Below are 24,214 nucleotides of genomic sequence, written 5' to 3' on the forward strand. Positions count from 1 at the left end.
ATACTATTCTTCAAATATTTCTTGTTTTAATGATTCTAAATATTTTTCAATTGGTAAATTTATCTTATAAACTTCAAATTCATGCTGCCAATATCCTTCTTCCGAACCAAATTGACTTATAAGAGCCTGAGCCTCCTCACTATTAATCGAATCATTTATTGTAACTTTTAAATCATCTAAATAATCATTGATTTCATCATCAGACACAGAATATCCCGCTGCAATGGCTCTTTGATAAGTCGCATCGCGTTGTAACATATATTCTACTGCCTTATCTTCAGCGTCTGACTGTTCATACCCTGCTAAAATGTAGAATTCAGTAGCTTGTTCAATATCCTTTGTAGTAATAACGCCACCAGATTTACCTCTTGCATAAATAGACTCATCTGTTTTATCTCGATAGGAATTAAATAATTGTCCGGCTTTCTCCGTCAAATCAATATTAGATTCTTTTTCATTTATCACATAGATATTTTCGACTTTAAGTGGTCGAACGTCCGCATTATATGGGAAATAGTAAAATATAATTTTTGTACCTTCCTTTAAATTTTCTAATTCATAACCACAATTTCTACAATCTAACTGCAGTGTATCGACATTTTTAAAATCCTCATCTTGTTCATTCAATTTATCCAAACGAACAACTATATTGTTATTCTCTATAGATTCTACAATCCCGCTTCTGTTAAGATGGTATACCCCCGAAGAATACATTGTGTCATTTCTTTTTTTCAGTCCTAATAACACCAAAAGCACACCTAAAATGCATAAGACATATATTATTTTTCTCTTCATTAAGTTTCTCCTCACTCCATTGACTTGCTGTGCATTTTTGCTGTTTTCGAGGAACGGTTTCGGCATTCTTTAACTTGTTCCTCATTTATAAATATAAAACAATTTTATCAGGATACGAAGCAAATGTCATCCAAAAACTTCTCATCTCTATATTCTTCCAGTCTTTTTTATGAAACCATATGGAACATATTTCATACGGATACATAACTACTTTCTCTTCTCCTGGTTCTAATTTTTCTACCATAGAACCGTAATGTTCTGAATTTCCCATTAGAAGTTCCTGTGAGCTTGCTGTTCCAACGCCTGTTGTCTCTAACGACAGATAAGTGATTGGCACTTCTTTTTCTTCCTCCGTTGTGTTCTTCAGACATACACTCACTTCTGTTATTTTTGTATCATAATTCACTTTACTCGTATCTATCCCACTATTCTCATAAATTGCTTCCTGTTCTTCTGTGGACAGCCATTTTATTCCATTCGCTGAAATTTTAACTCCATCCAAAAATTCAAGAGATTCTCCCTTTTCTGCTGTCTCAACTTTTCTTGCCGGATATTTTTGATTTATATTTCGATACCCGGCTATAAATCCACCAAATAATACAATTGCCGTCATAATGATGATCTTTTTTCTCATACACTCACCTATACTGTCATATGCTCTTTTATTTGTCCCATATCCATTCTAAAAATTTCATCTGAAACTTTTTCTAAAGTCTCCGTTGTATGACAGGATATAAGAATTAATGCTCCTCGTTCCTTTTCTTCACCGACAATCTGCCATAATATTTCTTCGCTCTTTTCATCTAATGCATTCGAAGGTTCATCTAAGATAATCAGTTCTGGTTTTTCCATGATTGCAGCTGCAATCCCTAGTTTCTGTTTCATTCCAAGAGAATATTTCCGATATTTTTTGTACATTACATCCTGTAGCCCCACTCTCTTTATAACATCTTTCACCTCTGCCCCACTGATTTGTCCTTTAATTGACGCAAGCATCATTAGATTTTGAAATCCACTGTAAGAATCCAAAAATCCTGGTTTTTCAATAAACACGCCCACACTTGGAGGAAATGAAAACTCTTTTCCAAGAATTTTTCCATCAATCTTTACTTCCCCCACAGTTGGAAGTACTAATCCACAGATCACTCGCATAAGCATAGATTTTCCACAACCGTTTTTCCCTTGCAGTCCATAAACCTTTCCTCTTTCCATAGAAAGTGTAATTCCACTGAGGACCTCATCTGCTCCAATTTTTTTACTGATATCTGTAAGTTCAAGATACATATTTCCCCTTCTTTCTTTAAAACAGATCTTTTCTTTTTAAAATTTGATACCCAATTACAGCCATAAAGAAAATAATTCCTACACTAACTGCTCCTTGTGTCAGAAATCCAACATCATCCATAGCAAACATCATCTGACGTATACACATAAAATAATTTCCTATTAAAAACGGATGGATCTGATATACACTGGAAATTAAAATAACAATAGAAACCAAAATTCCAGTTACTGCATTGATTGCTAATGATACAATATACTGAATATAAGTAAGTGCCAACAATGCCACAAAAAATACAAGAACCATTGAAAAAATACGGAAATTATTTTTGTTGATTTCCAATCCCAGATAATCCTTTAGTAACTCTAAATTTATCCCTTCTACAGCACTCTTCGTACAAAAAGAAAAAACAAGAAATGCTATTGCTGTCACTGCCAGATATCCCATACATTCCAGCCAAATTTTCAAATGAATTTCCATCCACCACTGTTTTCTGTTTTTCAGACGTAAGAGCATTTGCTGTTCGTATTTTTTTGAGAATTGTCCTGTCAGTTTTCCAATCAATAAAACAAAATATATCAAATACAAAGACCAGTACGGTGGAATATTAAAAGTCTCTTTTCCTTCCGATTGTGCATAAGGAACTGTCCCCTGAAAAAAGCAGATTACATAATCCCAAAAGTGAAGTTTCCACTCCTGTCCATTCACAGTATTATATTGTTGGATCAGATTACGAAAACCTACACACTGCACGAGAACCAGCAAAAGTACAAAGCCATACTTTTTCCAACTTTCTTTAAAAAATATTTTCAAGTCAACTTTCCACATGGCCTCATCTCCTATCTCCAGATATCTCTCCGCTCAATCATCTTTTCCCCTATCAGTTTCTCGATGAAGGAAACGACAATTCCAATCTGAATAATTCCTAACCACTTACCAGGCGTATTCCATGATGTCTGCCATACTGCGAACAGACTAAAATAGATCTTTCCGTAGTGAAGTGCTTCTATTCCAAGTGGAATTAAAAGAACAATCCAAACGAAAAACAGGGTCTTTGGATACCACAAGGATAGATCTACAATTGTAAAAAGTAACATTAATTTTAAAACATACATCAACCAGATAACAACAGCTACAGATAAAAAATTGGACTTTACAACGTTTCCTGTCTGCCCAAAATAAACGCTTTCCATAGTATCCCAATTGATCAGATTTCTGCTAAAAATCCAGCCAGTAAATGTAGCCATTAGGATAATTATAAAAGAAATTCCCGCAGCATATACCAGACTCTCCTTCAGTTGTTGCTGAAACATTCTTTTTCTCGATTGATACCGTAAGATATATTGAATGTTCAAGCTGTCCTGTTTACATTTGATTACGAAAAAAAGTACAAACGGAAATATGGTCAATCCACTGTAAAGTGCCCCCTGCTGTGCAATAACATAATCTATCGTACTGGCCGAAAGATGATAAAACTGATACATCTTCTTCTGCTCGGACACTGTCCAAAAAGAACAAACTATCATCCAAATCAGTTCAGCTGTCAGAAGCCATCTATGTTTCATCAAAGAATCTCTCACATGATAAAATGTCTGTTTTGATTTAGAATACATCTTCCTTCGCTCCTTTTTTCATAAATACAAAGAACGTTACTGGAATTCCAACCCCCATTGAAACCACTGGAATCCACCATGCGACGATTCCATGTCCCGGCTGAACCCAATATACACTGGAATAGTCAATATGATTTGTAATTGTACAGATAACATGCAGAATCAGCTGTACAAAAAACGGAAAGATCAATACAACAATTTTATAATCTGACAAAAAACTTACAGACAAACAAACACAAGCCCAAATTCCTGCCATCAAAAATTGAAGTACCAGAAAAAACGTTGTATATATCATAGGATGCGTAAAGAAAATCTTATAAAACAGCATCAACGGTGTAAGTATATTATCTCCCATTGTTGAAAGCGGTGCTAAGTTTGGCAGAAGAACCAGACTGCACATTAAATTAAAAATCAATGGAACAAGAACTGCAATTCCCCCGCTCAGAAAAGCAGCAGCATATTTTGCTTTGAGATAATCTTCTCTCTTTGTTCTCATATAAATATTTTTTATTACACCTTCTTTGCAGTCCTCAAAATAAGAAGTTCCAAATGGAAGGCTTGCAAGGATAGGTAGAATTAAGAAGAATATAAACCCTTCCAAATTTGACGGACTTCCGGCCATCCATGTTTCTGCTGCACTATGTGGCGACAGAATTGGGAATTCGTTATAGAAATTCGTCAGATTAGCTCGATATGCGGGGATTATTTCCCGGATTACATGTGCAATTCCAAGCACAGTTCCTATCAGCATGGATAATACCATCCCCTTTCCGCTCATTGCCCGTTTCATCTCTGTCTTAAAAATCTGTTTCATGCTTTTCCCTCTTTCTTAAATTATATTTTCAAAGGGAAGAGAAAGGGGATGCTATTTTGTTGGAAAGACCACCTTTACGTCATCAATTCAGTACAATATAGCGCCGGATATCGTAATCTGGATTATCAATGACAGCTCCGGTCGGATTAATTTCCAAATACATTGCTTCTGAGTCTAACAATGCATCATTTACAACAAAAATCATCGGCATTACTTTTTCTTCCTCTGGTGCAAAAGTTTCAGCATAATAATTATGATTCAATATTCGCGGTTTTTCCTCCCCCAAATAAGTTACTTCGCCTATATAGTCACTGTACTTTGATGGTGCCGAAAGAAACCTCAGGCGTATATATCCCCAGATAAGATCGTTTTCTAGCGTTTTACTACTTTGATTTTTTACAGAAAGATTGACTACAACGTAAGAAAAATCATTTGTAATATTTCCTTGTTCATCTAACACTGCTCCCGGATAATCTGCAAGATTTTTCCCTTCCGGAAGTGCATACCCCGGATACTCCTTTCCTTTTGTCCATGATAAAACTGTGAAACTATAATATGTGCTTTTTATCGCGTTTCCTGTTGAAACTATATTTTTTTCATCGACTCCGAGTTTGTTTGCAAATTCTTTAGATACTTCATCTGGCTCCTCTTCTTGGGCTATCACATCAAGACTTTTTTTAAATTCATTTTCTTTTTCTATATTCTCTTTACTTATGCTACCTGTTCCGCTTTGTAAGAAATTAACAGATAGTAACACGAATATAATGACAAAAGAAACACCCGCACAAGTTATTATTTTCTTCTTCACAAATATCTCCTTCCGTCATTCATTCCCAACATAAACAACTCCTGTATGACACATGTTTTCAGTTATTTCATAACATCCTCCTGTTCCATTCAGATTCAAATATAAATTCTTAATATCTTTTTCATTAACAATCCATGCCATATTGACTTGAACACTCTCACCAGGCTTTAACGATGGAATATAATTCTTCCCATTACCATAGTCATCTTGTACGCTGGAATAAGTCATTTCAGCTGTTTTGGCAACACTGTCACTTATATAATAATCATAATCCTCACCAGCTTCTGTACCAGGCATGTAAATAGTATACGTGCCATCATTCTGTTTCGAAAGAGCAATCAGCGTGCCTAGATAGAGCATATGATTGAGTTCTTCCTCTGATATATTTGTGTATGTGACAGTCAAAAACAGTAATTTCTGATCCATGTTTTCTTCTCTTACAACTGAATCCAGATTATTTACACCATCACCTTTTTTTATATATGATAAATGATTCTGTACCAGTTTTCCGTTTGCATCAACTGCCGTCTTCCAGGCTTTCGGAATTTTATCACTGTCTAAAAGCTGTAAATTATCTGCGATCTGTACTTTATCTACACAAGCTGTCACCTTATCTGTAGTAATGTTATTTCCGTTATTATCTTCAGCATAAGAATCTAAATTAAAAGCTTCTCCAATTTGACGAACCGACAGCTGGCCATTTGTTACATCTATTTTATCTGCATAGACTGTCGGTTCAATAATATCACTCCAGGTAATCATGTCAGCAGTTTTGATCATTTCATCCTCTTCTGTAATCACAAGATTTTCAGCAAATTTATATGCTTCTTCTTTTGAAATTGTATTTCCAATATAGAGTATCAAAACACGATATTCTTCTGGACACAGAAGATAAATTCTTTGATCAAATGAGTTTTCTCCATTTATTGTATTGTATTTGAGATAAATTCCATCATAGGATCCGAAAACATGATTTTCACTTTCTATAACATTTCTATCCAACAATGATTTATCCAGACTCTTCTCATCCATCAAAACAGTATCAACGGTTATCCCTGCTGTATCAAGTGTATCTTTATAGCCTAACTTATACCCTTCGGCGATCCACTCCATTCCTTCTGGAATATAGTTTGATGTAACAGAGATTTCATGAATCTCTTCTGGAAGTTTTACGTCTTCAGAATTCTCATCTGATTTTATGGTGGTTAAAGTACCGTAGTTTCCCTGTTTTTCAAGGTACATATGATAAAGCTTTGTTCCTGCATAAGCAACGGTTGATGTTGCAATAATGCACACAGCTGCCGCAGCCGCTACCCTGCTTATACTTCGGTTTAACTTGCTTTTTGTCTGCATTGGTGTAATGTTTGATGAATTTACTTGCTTTTCTACTTCTTCCTGAATCATATCGTGAACAAAGTCCGGAATATCTGGAAAGTCGTTTTTTAATTCGTCTAATCTCATATAAAAATCTCCTCCAATTGAATCTTCTTTTTCAGCGTTTTCCGCGCCCTTACAAGTCTCTTTTGTACAGCGCCTTCGGATATCTCAAGGATCTGAGCAATCTCTCTTATATTGAACTCCTCCATATAATAAAGGATCACCGGAATCCGCAGTTCTTCTTTCAGTTCATTTACAGCTCTATACAATTCACTGTAATCTCGATTCTCCTTAGGTTGCTTCATATTTTCTGCATATCCTTCATCCAAAGGTTCATTGACGTTGATGCGCCTTGCAATGTTATAACATTCATTGATTAATATCCGCATCAACCAGGTCTTTGCATAGCGATCTTTTTTTAGTGTATCTATTTTAGAAAATGCTTTCACAATCGATTCTTGTATTGCATCAGCACAATCCTGGTCATCTGACAAAATTGTTCTTGCTGTTGCATACAATTGTCGCTCTGATGAAAGAATCAATTCTCCAAGTGCCTCCTTCGTCAATTTGTTACCCCCTTTTTGCCAGCCAGATTTTATTTACATAGATTAGACGGATTTAAAATGAAAATATCCCCTTAATTTTAAAAAAATATTTTTTTTTGCAATTTTCTTTATATTATCTCATAGATTGTACCTCTTTCGTGTAAAAGAAATTTCTTGGATAACATTTTCCCAATATAAAGTTAACAAAGAATGTGCCTCGGCACATTCTTGCGCCTGCGGCGGTCGCTTGCGACACCTACCTTGTATGCTGCAGTGCGCATCCTAAGCGGAGCGTTTTTAATATATTAGGAAAGGACTTTCCTTATATATTAAAAAATCTCCCCTCACACTGAATGGGATCTAATTGATTCCATCAGATATGAGGGGAGATTCTATTTTTTATAATTCACTTGTCAGTGTACTTCCAAAGAAGCTTCTATGTATAATCTACTAACAACTATAATTAAGCGTTCTTCTTAGCAATTGCAGCCTGTGCTGCTGCAAGACGAGCGATCGGTACACGGAATGGTGAGCAAGATACATAGTCAAGTCCAATGCTGTCGCAGAACTCTACAGAGCTTGGATCTCCACCGTGCTCTCCACAGATACCTACATGCAGGCTTGGGTTAACCGGTTTTCCGAGTTCGATAGCCATCTTCATGAGCTTGCCAACTCCAACCTGATCCAGTTTTGCAAATGGATCGTTCTCGAAGATCTTAGCATCATAATAAGCATCGAGGAACTTACCAGCGTCATCACGGGAGAATCCGTATGTCATCTGTGTAAGGTCGTTTGTTCCGAAGCAGAAGAAGTCAGCTTCTTTTGCGATATCGTCAGCTGTAAGAGCAGCTCTTGGGATCTCGATCATTGTACCAACCTCGTACTCAAGGTCGCTTCCAGCTGCTGCGATCTCAGCGTCAGCTGTCTCTACAACGAATTTCTTAACGTATTTGAGCTCTTTGATATCTCCAACAAGTGGGATCATGATCTCTGGTTTAACGTTCCAATCCGGATGAGCTTTCTTTACATTGATTGCTGCACGGATAACAGCGCTTGTCTGCATCTTAGCAATCTCTGGATATGTAACTGCAAGACGGCATCCACGGTGTCCCATCATTGGGTTGAACTCGTGCAGGCTGTCGATAATAGCTTTGATCTGATCAACTGTTTTACCCTGAGCGTCAGCCAGTTTCTTGATGTCCTCTTCCTCTGTAGGAACGAACTCATGAAGCGGTGGGTCAAGGAAACGAATTGTAACCGGGTTACCTTCAAGAGCTTCGTAAAGTTTCTCGAAGTCTCCCTGCTGCTCTGGAAGAATCTTAGCAAGTGCTGCTTCTCTTTCTTCAACTGTCTCTGCACAGATCATCTCACGGAATGCGTCGATTCTGTTGCCTTCGAAGACATATGCTCTGTACGGCAAAGTCCGATACCTTCTGCACCAAGCTCACGAGCTTTCTTAGCGTCAGCCGGTGTATCAGCGTTTGTACGAACTTTCATAGTTCTGTACTTGTCAGCCCATCCCATGATTCTTCCGAACTCACCGGCGATTGTAGCGTCTACAGTCGGGATGATTCCGTCATAGATAGCACCTGTGGATCCATCAAGTGAGATTGAATCTCCCTCGTGGAATTCTTTTCCACCAAGTGTAAATTTCTTATTTGCTTCGTCCATTGTGATGTCACCACAACCAGATACGCAGCATGTTCCCATTCCACGAGCAACTACAGCTGCGTGAGATGTCATACCACCACGAACTGTCAGGACACCCTGAGCAGACTTCATACCTGTGATATCTTCTGGTGATGTCTCAAGACGAACAAGGATAACTTTCTCTCCTCTTGCAGCCCACTCTACAGCGTCATCAGCTGTGAATACGACTTTACCACAAGCAGCTCCTGGAGATGCTCCAAGTGCTTTAGCCATTGGTGTAGCAGCTTTCAGTGCTGCAGCATCGAACTGTGGGTGAAGCAGAGTATCGAGGTTACGAGGATCGATCATTGCAACAGCCTCTTCCTCTGTTCTCATTCCTTCATCTACAAGATCACAAGCGATCTTAAGAGCAGCCTGAGCTGTTCTCTTACCATTACGTGTCTGAAGCATGTACAGTTTACCGTGCTCTACAGTGAACTCCATGTCCTGCATATCTCTGTAGTGTGTCTCCAGAGTGTTGCAAACTTCTTTAAACTGTTTGAATGCTTCTGGGAACTTCTGCTCCATCTCGGAAATGTGCATTGGTGTACGAACACCGGCAACAACGTCCTCGCCCTGAGCGTTTGTCAGGAACTCTCCGAACAGACCGTTCTCTCCTGTAGCTGGGTCACGTGTAAATGCAACACCTGTACCACAGTCATCTCCCATGTTACCAAATGCCATCATCTGAACGTTAACAGCTGTTCCCCATGAATAAGGGATGTCATTGTCACGGCGGTATACGTTAGCTCTCGGGTTATCCCATGAACGGAATACAGCCTTAACAGCTTCCATAAGCTGAACCTTAGGATCTGTAGGGAAGTCCTCACCGATCTTCTCTTTGTACTCAGCTTTGAACTGCTCTGCAAGTTTCTTAAGATCATCAGCGTCAAGCTCTACGTCAAGTTTAACACCCTTCTCTTCTTTCATCTTGTCGATCAGTTCTTCGAAGTATTTCTTACCAACTTCCATAACTACATCAGAGAACATCTGGATGAATCTTCTGTAGCAGTCCCAAGCCCAACGTGGGTTGCCTGAAGCATTTGCCAGTGTTTCAACAACCTCTTCGTTAAGTCCAAGGTTAAGAATTGTATCCATCATACCAGGCATAGAAGCTCTAGCTCCTGAACGTACGGAAACGAGAAGCGGGTTCTCTTTATCTCCGAATTTCTTACCTGTAATTCCTTCCATCTTATCGATAGCTTCCATGATCTGAGCCATAATCTCATCGTTGATCTGTCTGCCATCCTCATAATACTGTGTACAAGCCTCTGTTGTTACAGTGAATCCCTGTGGTACAGGAAGACCCAGATTTGTCATCTCTGCCAGGTTTGCGCCTTTTCCACCGAGAAGGTTTCTCATATCTGCGTTACCTTCAGTGAACATATAAACCCATTTTGCCATGATCAATGACCTCCTAAAATAATTTTTACAAATAAAATAATTTTATTTCGCATATAATATTTTAATGGTTTTATACTTATGAGTCAAGTCTTTTGTCCGTAATTATATACAATTTTTACAAATACTTTTTGTATACTTTTCATACGGGTTAACCTATTCTTCAGGATTTGTAAACACATTGTCTATTATGCTGTCATTTTGCATATTTGCATAAATCCTCATACAATGTACAACATGCACAAAAAAAATAGTTGTCCAAGCTTTATAAGAACTTGGAAACAACTATTTTTTGTGATTAATATACAATTTTCGACATTTATCTCATTTCTTCAATAAATGCTTTATACCCCTTATAAGCTTCATATACATCTGCCTTGCTTGTCACTTCCCACGGTGCATGCATACTCAACACTGCGACACCGCTGTCGATGACTTCCATGCCATAATTTGCCATAATATAAGCAATTGTTCCACCACCGCCGGCGTCAACCTTTCCAAGTTCAGCAAACTGGTATGCAACGCTCTGTGCATCCATTGCATTTCTGATCTTTGCAAGATATTCTGCATTCGCGTCATTAGAACCGCTCTTTCCGCGAGCACCTGTAAACTTGTTGAATACAAGTCCTTTTCCAAAGAATGCAGAACTGCGTTTTTCGAATACTTCAGCATACATCGGATCATAAGCTGCGCTCACATCAGAAGAAAGCATTCTGGAATTCATCAGCGCTCTTCTGACTTTCAGGTCAGACTCCCCTTCTGTCAGTGCCACAAGTTCTGCAACTGTATTTTCAAAGAAACGAGAATGCATTCCGGTCGCGCCAACACTTCCGATTTCCTCTTTATCTACAAGAATACAGCATGCTGTGTGCTCTACTTCTTCCACATCGAGCATTGCAAAGAGGGATGTGAATGCACACACACGATCATCTTGTCCGTAAGCAAGCACCATACTGCGATCCAATCCACAGTCACGAGCCTTTCCTGCCGGAACAATTTCAAGCTCTGCTGAGAGAAAATCTTCTTCTTCCATGTCATAATATTGTTTCAAAAGATTGATTACATTTGCTTTTACAGCCTCTTTTTCTTTCTCTTCTAATGTCTCATCCTGCTCAATCGGACGGCTTCCGATCAGAAGGTCAAGTTTTTCCCCTTCCACAACCGTTGCAGCCTTTTTCTCCATCTGTTTCGATGCGAGATGGATCAACAGATCTGTGATAACAAAGACCGGATCATCTTCTTTCTCACCGATGCTCACCTGAACAGTTGTGCCATCTTTCTTTGCGATCACTCCATGAAGTGCAAGTGGAAGTGTCACCCACTGATATTTCTTGATTCCACCATAATAATGTGTATCAAGATAAGCAAACTCTTCATTCTCATACAATGGATTCTGTTTTACGTCAATGCGTGGAGAATCAATATGAGCTCCAAGAATATTCATACCTTCTGTCAACGGTTTTGTACCCATATGAAACAGCGCAATTGTTTTGTTCATACATACTGCATACAGTTTATCTCCGGCTTTCACTTCTCCACCGTTTTTAATGACATCTCTGATATCCTTATATCCCTCTGCTTTTGCCTTTTCAACTGCCAATGTAACACACTCGCGCTCTGTCTTTCCGGCATCGAGACAGCTCTTGTATTCTGTATTCACCTGTTCTAATCTGTCCAACTCTTCCCTACTGTAAGTTGTCCATGCATTTTTTCTGTCCATGTCATTCTCCTCCTGTTCTATCGTTACTGTTCACACGATGTGCGACCAGCAACGTTCTATCTTCCATGCTATTTCAAAAAATCTATAAAGAAACAGCCCAAGCTGAATCCACAAACTTACCTGTGAACTACAGTCCGGGCTCTTCTCATTTATCTTACCACTCGAATTTCTTCTCGAAGTATGCTTTCAGATCTTCAATCTTAACTCTTTCCTGTTCCATTGTATCACGGTCACGTACTGTAACAGCTCCGTCTTCCTCAGAATCGAAGTCATATGTTACACAGAACGGAGTACCGATCTCGTCCTGACGACGGTAACGTTTTCCGATATTTCCACGATCATCGAACTCACAGTTGTAGTACTTGGATAACTCTGCAAATACTTTCTCTGCGCCTTCGTTCAGTTTCTTGGAAAGTGGGAGCACACCGATCTTAACCGGAGCAAGTGCCGGATGGAAATGAAGTACAGTTCTCATATCCGGTTTCTCTTCTGTTCCGATATTCTCCTCATCATATGCACTGCAAAGGAATGCAAGTACAACACGGTCAGCACCAAGTGATGGCTCGATAACGTATGGAATGTATTTCTCCTTTGTCTCATCATCAAAGTATGTCATATCCTGTCCGGATACATTCTGATGCTGAGTCAGGTCATAATCCGTACGGTCAGCGATTCCCCACAGCTCACCCCATCCGAATGGGAAAAGGAACTCAACGTCTGTAGTAGCCTTACTGTAGAAGGAAAGCTCTTCCTGATCATGGTCACGGTAACGTACTTCCTCATCTTTCAGTCCAAGAGATGACAGCCAGTTCAGGCAGAAGCTCTTCCAGTAATCAAACCACTCAAGGTCTGTGTCCGGTTTGCAGAAGAACTCAAGCTCCATCTGCTCGAACTCTCTTGTACGGAATGTAAAGTTACCCGGTGTGATCTCGTTACGGAAAGACTTACCGATCTGTCCGATACCGAATGGAAGTTTCTTTCTGGATGTACGCTGTACATTCTTGAAGTTTACAAAGATACCCTGTGCTGTCTCAGGACGAAGGTATACTGTGTTCTTCGCATCCTCTGTAACACCCTGGAATGTCTTGAACATCAGGTTGAACTGACGGATATCTGTAAAATCATGCTTTCCACAAGTCGGACATGGAATGTTATTATCCTCGATAAATGCTGCCATCTGCTCCTGTGTCCATCCGTCTACAGAGCTCTCAAGCTCGATTCCATTCTCTGCTGCATAATCTTCAATAATCTTATCTGCACGGAAACGCTCATGACACTGCTTACAGTCCATCAGCGGATCACTGAATCCTCCGAGATGTCCGGAAGCAATCCATGTCTGTGGGTTCATAAGGATTGCACAGTCAACTCCAACATTGTATGGATTCTCCTGAATGAACTTCTTCCACCATGCTCTCTTCACATTATTCTTAAGTTCAACACCAAGATTACCATAATCCCATGTGTTGGCAAGTCCGCCGTAGATCTCAGAACCCGGATATACGAATCCTCTTGACTTTGCAAGTGCTACGATCTTGTCCATTGTCTTTTCAACCATTGTATGTTCCTCACATTCTTTTTTATCATTTACATTATTTACATAACTTATGCACTCCGGTTGATCTTTTCACAGAAGTTATTCACATCTTTCTTTAAAGATATTCCCCTTTGTACATCAATGTTTCCTATTATAACGACTAATGCCTTATTTTTCAAGCTGTTTTAGGTACTTCTCTTTATGTTTCCGCTTATATTCATACATAACTTCATCTGCTCTTTGCAGAATCTCATCTGTAGAAACAATATCATGTCTTTCAGGGAGTTCTATAATACCATAACTGAAACTCTTCGGATAATCACCAGCACCTTCCCGACGAAACGCTTCATGTATATTTCTAAACTTTTCCTGCATGGTCTCTTGCGAACAGTTCAAAAGCACAACACAGAACTCATCACCGCCAAGACGCACGAACAGATCTCCCGGCCGGATATTTTCCTTCACCGTCTCAACGAAATACAGCAAGTAACGATCCCCTTCCTGATGTCCGAAATGATCATTCACATATTTTAAATGATCAAGATCACAATAACAGAAGACTATCTTCTCGCCTGTAGCAAGCATCGTCTCCGCCCGTTCATGGAACAGATGACGATTTCCAATCCCTGTAAGTTTGTCTCTGTAAGCCTCTTCTTCAAGTTCCTCTTCTCGTTCTTTCAACTGCTTTGTCATTGTATTAAATGCTTCTGAAAATTCTCCCAGATAAGAAACACTCTGAGAATAATCCCCTTTCGCCACCTGCTTTGCCTGCCAGGTGAGATGGTTCAGATTCGCATGGATATTCTTCAGATTCTCACAGAGGAAATTATCTCGCCCCGGTGCTTCAATTGACAAATTTCCCTTTGAAATCTCCGCCGAATAACGCTTCATCTCTTTCACCGCTTTATCCAGATATTGAAGACCTTTTCCAAGTTTCCAAAAAGGTGGATCCAGCTGTTCAAGATCCAACTTTGCATTCTCGGAATCATATATAATATCCCTCAGATATTCAAATAATATCTCACAGTTTTTCTCTTCCATAACTCTAAATATCACCTTCTCTTACATCTGCCTGAAAACGGCAGACACGTCCTCCTGTAGCCCAGCAGTCCGTTTCCACTGCTACATATTCCTTTCCAGAGTATAAAGATAAAATTCCGGAAATAAATCCTTCATCATAATTGCAGACAGTCTCCCCAAGCACCGGAAGCCCCGAACAGTCCGCATCTTCCGAGACGGTCAGAATGATCTGCCCGCTCTCCTCGTCTACTGATTCAATACGGAGTACTCCAATCTTCATTTCTGCCATCTTCTTCTGGAGTTCGCCCACAAACTGATCCAGCGGCTGATTCAGATTCAGCATCTTACGTGCAAAAAATTCTCCCGCTTTCCTTCCCGCATTCCGGAAAATCTCAACCTGCTTCGCTCTTCCGTAACGTACCGCAAGCTCATCCTTTATAGAATATTCCAATAACCGATATACAATCACAGGGAGTTCTCCTCCAAGATTCCCCCTGCTGTTCTCATCATATTCAAGGTAGTCTTCGAAAGAAATCGGTTTTTTTTCCTTCATAAAAATGTTCTCGTCCATCATTTTTCTCTTTTCTTTCCTCTGCTACTATTACATTTACAACAAAATACGCTCGTTTCACACTGTCATGTAACAGGTGATATAACCGTAGTATAGCATGATTTTTTTCATGATTCAACAATTGCATAATGTCTTAAATGTTGTTGAGAATTTTTAAATAATACCCCAAATATCACAGCAATGTCTGCAGTATCTCCAGAGACTTGAACTCCTTATCTACATACATCTTCATCAACCGTCCCATCACGCGTCCAAACTTCTCCAGCACTTCCGGCTTCACGTTAAATGTATATAATTTCTCAATTGTACTGGATTCAATATACTGCATCGTATACAGCGTAGAACCGTCAAGAAACATTCCGTCTCTCACTTCTCCGTCACATTCATTACACACAAGTCCGCCCTTCGCCGCGCTGAACACTGCCGGCCTCGTCCGGTCGCCACACTGTACACACTGGAACACCTGCGGTCCTTGTCCGTTGATTGTCAGCACTTTCAACTCGAAAATGTAACGGATCAACTGATTCGGAAGATGTGGATTTGTCAGCGCACGCATCGTCTGATAAAGTAATTTTAAAAGTTCCCGCTCATCATTCCGTTCCCTCGCATAGTAATTCGCAACCTCAAGGAAATAAAAGCCATAATATGCGCCTACCACATCTGCTCTCAATTCCGAAAAATAATTGGATACATTTACAGACTGAATTGTGTAGGAAGAACGACCTTCATACATCGTGAATTCACCGAAAGTAAATGGATTCACCGCTCCCACCAATGGACTGTTCGGTCTTCTTGATCCCTTTGCAAAGGCTGAGATCTTCCCCTGTTCTTTTGTAAGTATGACAACTCTGCGGTCGTACTCGCCCACCGGTGCGACAGAAAGCACCATTCCTGTCAAAACGATCTGATTCACGATGAAATTCACCTTCTTTCTGCTATATTTGTAAAAATGTTGGAGACAAAACCCACAACTACGATGCCTGCGGATGCTTCGTGCAACGCATTTCCAATATCTTCTAATATATCCGATTTCGCGTGTAAATACAAGGAGATGTCCTAGGGGGGATTTTTTTTGGATATGAGTTTTCCTTGATTCCCTGAATCTGCTTTTCAATTATTCCCATATCATATTCTTCAGCGTATTAGCGACTTACGTCGCTAGATATGCTAAAAAGCGGCAGCCACCAACCTCTCAGTCAGCAGCTACCGCTCTCATCATTCTTTTTATTCTTTATCTTCAAAGGCTTCTTTCATCTTATCCATGAATCCTTTTTTCTTGCCTTTTTTCTCTGATTTCTCAGATTTTGTAGCAAGGTCATCATGCTGATGAAGTGTATTTCCACTAAGCTCATCGAATTTTCTCAGAGCCTCTTTCGCCTCTGCGCTTAATCTCTCCGGTGTCTGGATCACTAATGTTACATAATGATCTCCTCTTACCTGAGTATTTCTAAGGGATGGAACTCCCTTTCCTTTCAGACGTACTTTTGTATCTGTCTTTGTTCCCGGTTTTACTGTGTAGAGAACGTCTCCGTCTACGGTTGGAATCTTCACATCGCCACCGAGTGTAGCCACTGCGAAAGAAATCGCAACGGTTGAGAAGATATGCATATCCTGTCTCTGGAAGATTGGGTGTCTGGATACGTTAACCTCAACGAGGAGATCTCCTCTCGGTCCGCCATTAACTCCCGGTTCTCCTTTTTCACGGATGCGTACGCTCTGTCCGTTATCAATACCTGCCGGAATCGTAACTTTAATCTTCTTTCTGCTGGATGTATATCCTGTACCTGCACATTTCGGACATTTCTCTTTCACGATCTTACCGGAACCACCACAGTTAGGACACGTCTGTACATTCTGTACGGTTCCAAAGAAGGACTGGGATGTATATACGACCTGACCTTTACCACCGCACTTTGGACATGTCTCCGGTGATGTTCCAGGCTTTGCACCTGTGCCGTGACAGTCTTCGCAAGGATCTTTCAGCACAAGATCCAGTTCTTTCTCGCATCCGAAGACAGCTTCCTCAAATGTGATGCGGATACTCTTTCTGATATTAGCCCCTTTCATAGGACCGTTGCTTGCGCCGCCTCTTCTGGAGCCACCGAACATATCTCCGAAGATATCTCCGAAAATGTCGCTGAAATCTGCTCCATTGAAGTTAAATCCGCCGCCGAATCCACCTGCTCCGCCGCCGGCACCGCCATCAAATGCAGCGTGGCCGAACTGATCGTACTGACGACGTTTGTCAGCGTCACTCAGAACGGCATAGGCTTCGGAAGCCTCTTTGAACTTTATTTCTGCTTCTTTATCCCCTGGATTCATATCTGGATGGTACTTCTTCGCAAGCTGGCGGTATGCTTTCTTGATTGTAGCATCATCTGCATCTTTGCTTACGCCGAGCACCTCATAATAATCTCTCTTTGCCTCTGCCATAACACAAATACTAACCTTTCTGTATCTCTTTCTTAACCTCAAGAAATTCTACGAAGCTACAAAGCTCCGTAGAATTTCTCTTCATGCTTCATTTATCTGATGCCCTGCTGCCTGTTTTTCTTCTGTCTTACCGGCATCTTTTCTATATTTTAGACTTCTTTGTAATCTCCGTCTACAACATCATCACCCTGGAAACCATCCGGAGCCGGACCAGCTTCTGGTGTAGGACCAGCCTGTGCACCTGCACCTGCTGCAGCACCTGCCTGCTCATACATCTTTGTGAACAGTTTCTGTGCGCTCTCCATCAGTTTTTCCTTAGCAGCTTTGATCTCTGCTACCTGTTCTTCTGTTGTGTTCTCCGGAGCAGATTTTGCAAGGATATCTTTCAGTGCCTGAACGTCAGCCTCTACAGCTGCCTTCTCTGTAGCATCGACTTTGTCGCCAACCTCTTTGATTGCCTTCTCTGTCTGGAATACCATAGCGTCTGCTTCGTTTCTTGTATCGATTGCTTCTTTACGTTTCTTATCCTGAGCCTCGAATTCAGCTGCTTCTTTTACGGCTTTATCGATATCGTCATCAGACATATTAGAACCTGCTGTGATTGTAATATGCTGCTCTTTACCTGTTCCAAGATCCTTAGCAGATACATTTACGATACCATTTGCATCGATATCGAATGTAACTTCGATCTGCGGGATTCCACGTGGAGCCGGCGGGATTCCATCAAGTCTGAACTGTCCGAGGGACTTGTTGTCTCTTGCGAACTGTCTCTCACCCTGTACAACGTTGATGTCTACAGCTGTCTGGTTATCTGCTGCTGTTGAGAAGATCTGGCTCTTCTTTGTCGGGATTGTTGTATTTCTCTCAATCAGTCTTGTAGCTACACCACCCATTGTCTCGATAGACAGTGACAGTGGAGTTACATCAAGAAGAAGGATATCTCCTGCGCCTGCATCTCCTGCAAGTTTACCACCCTGTACGGAAGCACCAAGTGCTACACACTCATCTGGGTTAAGGGATTTGCTAGGCTCTTTGCCTGTCAGTCTCTTAACTTCTTCCTGAACAGCCGGAATACGTGTTGATCCACCAACGAGAAGTACCTGTCCAAGCTCGGAAGCTGTGATTCCTGCGTCAGAAAGTGCACGTCTTACCGGTTCCTGAGTCTTTTCTACGAGGTCTCTTGTCAGCTCGTCGAATTTAGCTCTTGTAAGGTTCATATCGAAATGCTTCGGTCCTTCAGCTGTTGCTGTGATGAACGGAAGGTTGATATTTGTTGTTGTTGCACTTGAAAGCTCTTTCTTTGCTTTCTCTGCAGCTTCTCTTAATCTCTGAAGAGCCATCTTATCTGTAGAAAGATCTACGCCTTCTTTTGCCTTGAAGTCTGCAAGCATGTAATCTGTGATCTTCTGGTCGAAGTCATCTCCACCAAGTCTGTTGTTACCGGCTGTTGAAAGTACTTCGATAACTCCATCACCGATCTCGATAACGGATACATCGAATGTACCACCACCAAGGTCGTAAACCATGATCTTCTGCTCTTTCTCGTTGTCAAGACCATAAGCAAGTGCAGCTGCTGTAGGCTCGTTGATGATACGTTTTACATCAAGTCCTGCGATCTTACCTGCATCTTTTGTAGCCTGACGCTGAGCATCGTTGAAGTAAGCCGGAACTGTGATAACAGCTTCTGTTACTTTCTCACCAAGGTATCCTTCTGCATCTGCTTTCAGTTTCTGAAGGATCATTGCAGAAATCTCCTGTGGAGAATATTTCTTATCGTCAATATCTACTTTATAATCTGTTCCCATCTCTCTTTTGATGGATGAGATTGTTCTTGCTGCGTTTGTTACAGCCTGACGTTTTGCAGGCTCACCTACAAGACGCTCTCCTGTCTTTGTAAATGCTACAACAGACGGTGTTGTTCTTGCGCCTTCTGTATTCGCGATAACTGTTGGCTGTCCACCTTCCATAACGGCAACACAGCTGTTTGTTGTACCAAGGTCAATACCAATAATTTTTCCCATGATAAATTTCCTCCTCTATCTAATCTCTGAATCTTGTTAAAAATCAAATTAGTTTGCTACTTTTACCATGCTGTGTCTCACAACACTTTCACGGTACATGTAACCTTTCTGGAATTCTTCTGCGATGATGTTCTCACCGAGCTCATCATCTTCCACATGCATTACTGCGTTGTGGAAATCCGGATTGAATTCCTGACCAACTGCCTCAATTGGTTTTACTCCAACGGATTCCAGTGTAGTCATAAGCTGTTTGTAGATCTTCTCCATTCCTTCTACGAACGGAGCATTCTTCTCCTCCTCCGGTACGGAACCAAGTCCACGCTCGAAGTTATCCACAACCGGAAGAATCTTTTCTATGATATCTTTCGCTCCGATCTCGTACATCTGGGATTTCTCCTTCTCAGATCTCTTGCGGAAGTTATCAAACTCTGCCATCTGACGAGTAACGCGGTCTGTGAGTTCCTCGATCTTCTCGTCTTTCTTGTCCTTCTTCTCTTTCTTTCCGAAGAACTTTTTCTTACCTTCTGATGCTGCTTCTGAATCTCCTTCAGTCTCAGTTGCTTCCTCTGTCGCTTCTTTCGCTTCAGTCTCAACTTCCTGGGCATCTTCTGTTTCTACTGTCTCTTCAGCTTCTGCCTGCTCTTTCGCAGCCTTTGCTTTCGCCTCTTCAACAGCTTCTTTTACCATATCTTCTTTGCTCATGTTCTCTGTCACCAGCTTTCTACCTTCCTATTCTTTTGGTTCTTTATTATAAATCGCATCCAACTCACATTGTAAAGTCTTCAGCGTCTTCATGACATGTTCATAATCCATTCTCTTCGGACCGATGATTCCAATCGTTCCTTTCATGCCTTCTCCCAGTTCATAAGTGGCGGTAACAACACTGCAGTCTTTCATAGTCTTAACCGGAGTTTCATCTCCGATGTAAACCTGTATGCCGTTGTTCTCCTCACTTGCCAACGTCTCTGTCACCAGATCAGCTAACTGCTGTTTCTCTTCGAATGCACTGATGATCTCCTGTGCACTCTGCTTATCACTAAGCTCCGGATATTTAAAAATATTCGTTGCGCCGCTTGTGTAGATCTCCATATCATTATCGACATGAATAATCTCTGCCACTGCGTCAAGCACATGACCAACAACCTCACTGTGGATACCGGCCTGTTCTTTTAATCTTGCGATCAGACCTAATGTGATCTGATCAATAGATAATCCATTCAGTGTCGTATTCAGAAGCATGTTCAGCTTCAACAGATTCTCATTACTTAAGGTTTCTCCAACTTCGATGATCTTATTCTTGATCACATTACCACCAAGTACGATAACTGCTACAATCTGTTCTTCATCCACCTGTGACAGCTGAATAAACTTCAATGTGTTCCTGCTGTTGACCGGTGCGGAAACCATCGTCGCATAATTGGTGTTAGAAGCAAGAACCTTTGCTGCCTGTTGGAGTACTTTCTCGACCTTATCTGTCTTCTCGAGAAGTGCATCCTCTCGTCTGCTGATCTCCTGCTCCTTGTTCTCCATCAGAAGATCTACATAAAAGCGATATCCCTTATCTGATGGAATTCTTCCTGCTGATGTATGCGGCTGGAAGATGTAACCAAGGTCTTCCAGATCTGCCATCTCATTCCTTATCGTTGCGGAACTTAATTTCAAATCTGTGTATTTTGAAAGGGTTCGTGATCCGACCGGTTCGCCAGTCTCCAGATAATTCTGTATGATGGCTTTCAATATCGTAAGTTTTCTTTCACTTAATTCAGCTTCTACAGACATCTCTGTGTTCCCCTTTCTTCTCATCTTTGTTTGTTATTAGCACTCTTTGTTTTTGAGTGCTAACACCTTACAGATACTAAGATAGCACCTCGATTTCTGTTTGTCAACACTGATTGTTATTTTTATAAGTTTTTTATTTTCTTCTTATTTTATTAATAGGATGCTTTTTGGGGGAGGGAATGTGATTTTATAGAAATGTTGTTGACTTGGATTGTAATTTTGTGAATTCCAGGCAAGCTTATAGCCAAATCATAAGTTGACTTGAATTATGATACATAAAATCCAGGTCAAAGACAAGTTTATTTAACTTACACTAATTGACCTGGATTTTAAAACCTGCTATCTATACTATCCCCTGATCTGTCCGTTTCCGAAGATAATATACTTTGTTGTTGTCAATGCTTCGAGTCCCATCGGGCCTCTTGCATGAAGCTTCTGTGTGCTGATTCCGATCTCAGCACCGAATCCGAATTCGAATCCATCTGTAAATCTTGTTGATGCATTTACATAAACTGCTGCCGCATCGATCTCATCCTGGAATCTCAATGCATTATCATAATCTTTTGTAATAATGGATTCTGAATGTCCTGTATTATATGTATTGATATGTGTGATTGCCTCATCAATGGAATCAACAATCTTCACGGAAATGATTGCATCCAGGTACTCTGTTCCCCAGTCTTCTTCTGTTGCCGGGATGATCTCAGAACTGATTGCCTGCGCTCTCTCATCTCCACGAATCTCTACTCCATGTTCTTTCAGTTTTGTTACGATCTTAGGCAAAGCTACCTCTGCAATCTTGGAATGAATCACAAGTGATTCACATGCATTACACACACCAAGGCGCTGTGTCTTCGCATTTTCAATAATATCTGTTGCTATCTTAATGTCTGCTGTCTCATCAACATATACATGACAATTTCCGGTCCCTGTCTCAATTACCGGAACAGTGCTGTTCGCAACTACATTTGCAATAAGTGCTGCTCCACCTCTCGGAACCAGAACATCGATCCAACCATGCATCTTCATCATCTCATTTACAACTTCTCTGCTTGTATCTTCTACGAGAAGAATGAGATCCTGGGATAACTTTGCTTTGCGAAGACCTGTCTTGATTGCACGCGTGATTGCCTTGTTAGAATGGATTGCATCACTTCCGCCACGGAGAATTACCGCATTTCCTGTCTTGAAGCAAAGGCCAAATGCATCTGCTGTCACATTCGGTCTGGATTCGTAGATGATTCCGACAACGCCAAGCGGTACGCGTTTCTTTCCGATACGAAGTCCGTTCGGTCTTGTCTTCATGCCAAGTACTTCTCCGATTGGATCATCCAGTGCAGCAATTTCACGCAGACCTTCTGCCATATCTTCAATTCGCTGTTCCGTCAGTGCCAATCTGTCGATCAATGACTGTTTCACGCCCTTATCTTTCGCAGCTTCGATATCCTTTGCATTCTCCTGTAAAATCAATTCTCTCTCTTCCACAAGTTCATTTGCCACTACGAGAAGTCCTCTGTTCTTTGCTTTTGTTCCCAGCTTTGCCGCTCCGCGGGATGCATTCTTTGCAAGTCTTCCAAGCATTTGCATGTATGTCTCCATTTCTGTTACTCCTTTCATCCGCATGTCTCTGTCAGTTTGTTTCTAGAAATCTGTTTCTATCTGTTTCTGTTATGTCATTTCTTAACTATGTCGAGAGTATACCACATACCTTTTCTTTTTTCTATATTATATAATGATGTGAGTGTCAAAAATAAATTTTTCCACTCACTGATGTAACCGACTTGCTCCATTGCTATGCAATTCTCGCAATCATATAATATCTTTCATCCAGATATCTCTTAAGAATCCGCCATATTTCTCCTTCGTAAGCATCTTCTTATATCCTTGTTTCATGACATTGGATCTGCTGAAAACATTTTCTGGATGTACGGTACAGAGCAGATACTGATATCCCCGCTGTCTTAAATCTTCTTCCGCATGCTGCATCATTTCATATTGTAAATGATGCCCACGAAACTCCGGCAGTACCACCGCTGTATCCATCATTGCACAAAGTTTCAGCTGCTCTTCTTCCATATTGAGATCATATCCAAGATTATCCGGATGCAGTCCCGGCAAAATTACGAAGAACATGGCTCCTACATTTTCATCTTCATCAACAGCAAGATACAAAAGTCCTCGTTCTTCTCTCATCCAGAAATCAAATTCCTCATACGGTTCTGCGACAAACCATTCTGGAACGTTCATCCCCTGGTCTACCTTATTTACAATTTCATACGCTTCTTTCAAGCGTTCTCTTCCGACGCGAATTATATTTATCATAAATAAACCTTCCTTGTACTCACTTTTTTCCATCTACTTTTAAAATTATTGTAACTGTTCTTGTAGTCCTGCAAAAAACAATTCATAAGGATCATCCTCACCTATAAGTACCGGCGAATTCTCTCCGCCACCATTCGTACTGCGCTTCATTGCGGCATAAAATTCATCTCCTGCCTGCACAATATCCATCGGATAAAGTTCATAACCCGCCTCACGACATACAGAGCAGAATGCTCCAAGAGAATCTTCTGCATCCCTTGTCTTTATGAACTGTTCTCTTAGTTTATCATCATGTCTTGCTTTGCGCTGTAATTCATCTAAAGCTTCTACTGCATTCATGTTTTCCTTCTCCTTCTGCTCTACTATTTCTATATCTTAGCATAGCCAGTATCACCTGTAAATCCTCTGAAAATTCTTCAACATTTGTGAGTCGCTCTGCATCCACAAAATTAATCTTATAATTTGGGAAGGTATTTTTCTAGATCTTCTG

General features: G+C 40.6%; 21 protein-coding genes and 1 pseudogene. All 22 read right to left on the reverse strand.

Annotated elements, in window-relative coordinates:
- Positions 1-3: 3 nt before the first annotated feature.
- A complete protein-coding gene (locus DXB52_RS10185) occupies positions 4-795 on the reverse strand; it encodes a hypothetical protein (protein WP_118107210.1) in 792 nt (263 codons plus the stop codon).
- A gap of 85 nt (positions 796-880) precedes the next feature.
- A complete protein-coding gene (locus tag DXB52_RS10190) occupies positions 881-1,429 on the reverse strand; it encodes a hypothetical protein (RefSeq protein ID WP_118107212.1) in 549 nt (182 codons plus the stop codon).
- A gap of 8 nt (positions 1,430-1,437) precedes the next feature.
- On the reverse strand, positions 1,438-2,079 hold the full coding sequence (locus tag DXB52_RS10195; RefSeq protein WP_117826140.1) for an ABC transporter ATP-binding protein: 642 nt from the start codon (positions 2,077-2,079) through the stop codon (positions 1,438-1,440).
- A 16-nt stretch (positions 2,080-2,095) separates the two neighbouring features.
- Positions 2,096-2,905: a hypothetical protein gene (locus DXB52_RS10200; RefSeq protein ID WP_118107213.1), complete on the reverse strand. Its 810-nt coding sequence runs from the start codon at positions 2,903-2,905 to the stop codon at positions 2,096-2,098.
- A gap of 11 nt (positions 2,906-2,916) precedes the next feature.
- Positions 2,917-3,690, reverse strand: coding sequence for a hypothetical protein (locus DXB52_RS10205; RefSeq protein WP_015528141.1), 774 nt, complete (start codon positions 3,688-3,690; stop codon positions 2,917-2,919).
- Positions 3,680-4,504: a hypothetical protein gene (locus DXB52_RS10210; protein ID WP_118107215.1), complete on the reverse strand. Its 825-nt coding sequence runs from the start codon at positions 4,502-4,504 to the stop codon at positions 3,680-3,682. The genes DXB52_RS10205 and DXB52_RS10210 overlap by 11 nt, the downstream gene beginning before the upstream one ends.
- An 82-nt stretch (positions 4,505-4,586) precedes the next feature.
- A complete protein-coding gene (locus DXB52_RS10215) occupies positions 4,587-5,312 on the reverse strand; it encodes a hypothetical protein (RefSeq protein WP_118107218.1) in 726 nt (241 codons plus the stop codon).
- 15 nt (positions 5,313-5,327) lie between these two features.
- Complete coding sequence (locus tag DXB52_RS10220; protein WP_118107220.1) at positions 5,328-6,773, reverse strand: DUF4367 domain-containing protein; 1,446 nt, start codon at positions 6,771-6,773, stop codon at positions 5,328-5,330.
- Complete coding sequence (locus DXB52_RS10225) at positions 6,770-7,255, reverse strand: RNA polymerase sigma factor (protein WP_118107222.1); 486 nt, start codon at positions 7,253-7,255, stop codon at positions 6,770-6,772. The genes DXB52_RS10220 and DXB52_RS10225 overlap by 4 nt, the downstream gene beginning before the upstream one ends.
- A 442-nt stretch (positions 7,256-7,697) precedes the next feature.
- Positions 7,698-10,327, reverse strand: a pseudogene (gene ppdK / locus DXB52_RS10230) (pyruvate, phosphate dikinase).
- A 316-nt stretch (positions 10,328-10,643) separates the two neighbouring features.
- The gene (locus DXB52_RS10235) at positions 10,644-12,044 is read right to left on the reverse strand and encodes an aminopeptidase (protein ID WP_118107224.1); all 1,401 of its coding nucleotides are present in this window, start codon (positions 12,042-12,044) and stop codon (positions 10,644-10,646) included.
- Between the two features lie 154 nt (positions 12,045-12,198).
- Positions 12,199-13,599, reverse strand: coding sequence for a glycine--tRNA ligase (locus DXB52_RS10240; protein WP_117824861.1), 1,401 nt, complete (start codon positions 13,597-13,599; stop codon positions 12,199-12,201).
- Positions 13,600-13,746: 147 nt separating this feature from the next.
- A complete protein-coding gene (locus DXB52_RS10245; protein WP_117542125.1) occupies positions 13,747-14,619 on the reverse strand; it encodes a sensor domain-containing diguanylate cyclase in 873 nt (290 codons plus the stop codon).
- 4 nt (positions 14,620-14,623) lie between these two features.
- A complete protein-coding gene (locus DXB52_RS10250) occupies positions 14,624-15,151 on the reverse strand; it encodes a V4R domain-containing protein (RefSeq protein ID WP_270370263.1) in 528 nt (175 codons plus the stop codon).
- A gap of 190 nt (positions 15,152-15,341) precedes the next feature.
- On the reverse strand, positions 15,342-16,082 hold the full coding sequence (gene recO, locus DXB52_RS10255; RefSeq protein ID WP_226871233.1) for a DNA repair protein RecO: 741 nt from the start codon (positions 16,080-16,082) through the stop codon (positions 15,342-15,344).
- 311 nt (positions 16,083-16,393) lie between these two features.
- Positions 16,394-17,602 (reverse strand): molecular chaperone DnaJ, encoded by a 1,209-nt coding sequence (gene dnaJ, locus DXB52_RS10260; RefSeq protein ID WP_015528715.1) that lies wholly within the window; start codon positions 17,600-17,602, stop codon positions 16,394-16,396.
- A 149-nt stretch (positions 17,603-17,751) separates the two neighbouring features.
- The gene (gene dnaK, locus DXB52_RS10265; RefSeq protein ID WP_055172842.1) at positions 17,752-19,623 is read right to left on the reverse strand and encodes a molecular chaperone DnaK; all 1,872 of its coding nucleotides are present in this window, start codon (positions 19,621-19,623) and stop codon (positions 17,752-17,754) included.
- Between the two features lie 48 nt (positions 19,624-19,671).
- A complete protein-coding gene (gene grpE / locus DXB52_RS10270) occupies positions 19,672-20,325 on the reverse strand; it encodes a nucleotide exchange factor GrpE (RefSeq protein WP_117499419.1) in 654 nt (217 codons plus the stop codon).
- Positions 20,326-20,352: 27 nt separating this feature from the next.
- Positions 20,353-21,402, reverse strand: a complete 1,050-nt coding sequence (gene hrcA / locus DXB52_RS10275; RefSeq protein WP_117499410.1) for a heat-inducible transcriptional repressor HrcA — start codon at positions 21,400-21,402, stop codon at positions 20,353-20,355.
- Positions 21,403-21,750: 348 nt separating this feature from the next.
- Positions 21,751-23,001 carry a glutamate-5-semialdehyde dehydrogenase gene (locus tag DXB52_RS10280; RefSeq protein WP_117542139.1) on the reverse strand — a complete coding sequence of 417 codons (1,251 nt, stop codon included), beginning with the start codon at positions 22,999-23,001 and terminating at the stop codon, positions 21,751-21,753.
- A 210-nt stretch (positions 23,002-23,211) separates the two neighbouring features.
- The gene (locus DXB52_RS10285; RefSeq protein WP_118107228.1) at positions 23,212-23,724 is read right to left on the reverse strand and encodes a GNAT family N-acetyltransferase; all 513 of its coding nucleotides are present in this window, start codon (positions 23,722-23,724) and stop codon (positions 23,212-23,214) included.
- A gap of 45 nt (positions 23,725-23,769) precedes the next feature.
- Positions 23,770-24,063, reverse strand: coding sequence for a hypothetical protein (locus DXB52_RS10290; RefSeq protein ID WP_117568556.1), 294 nt, complete (start codon positions 24,061-24,063; stop codon positions 23,770-23,772).
- Positions 24,064-24,214 lie beyond the last annotated feature (151 nt).

Source organism: Ruminococcus sp. OM04-4AA (genome assembly GCF_003462585.1).
GTDB lineage: Bacteria > Bacillota > Clostridia > Lachnospirales > Lachnospiraceae > Mediterraneibacter > Mediterraneibacter faecis.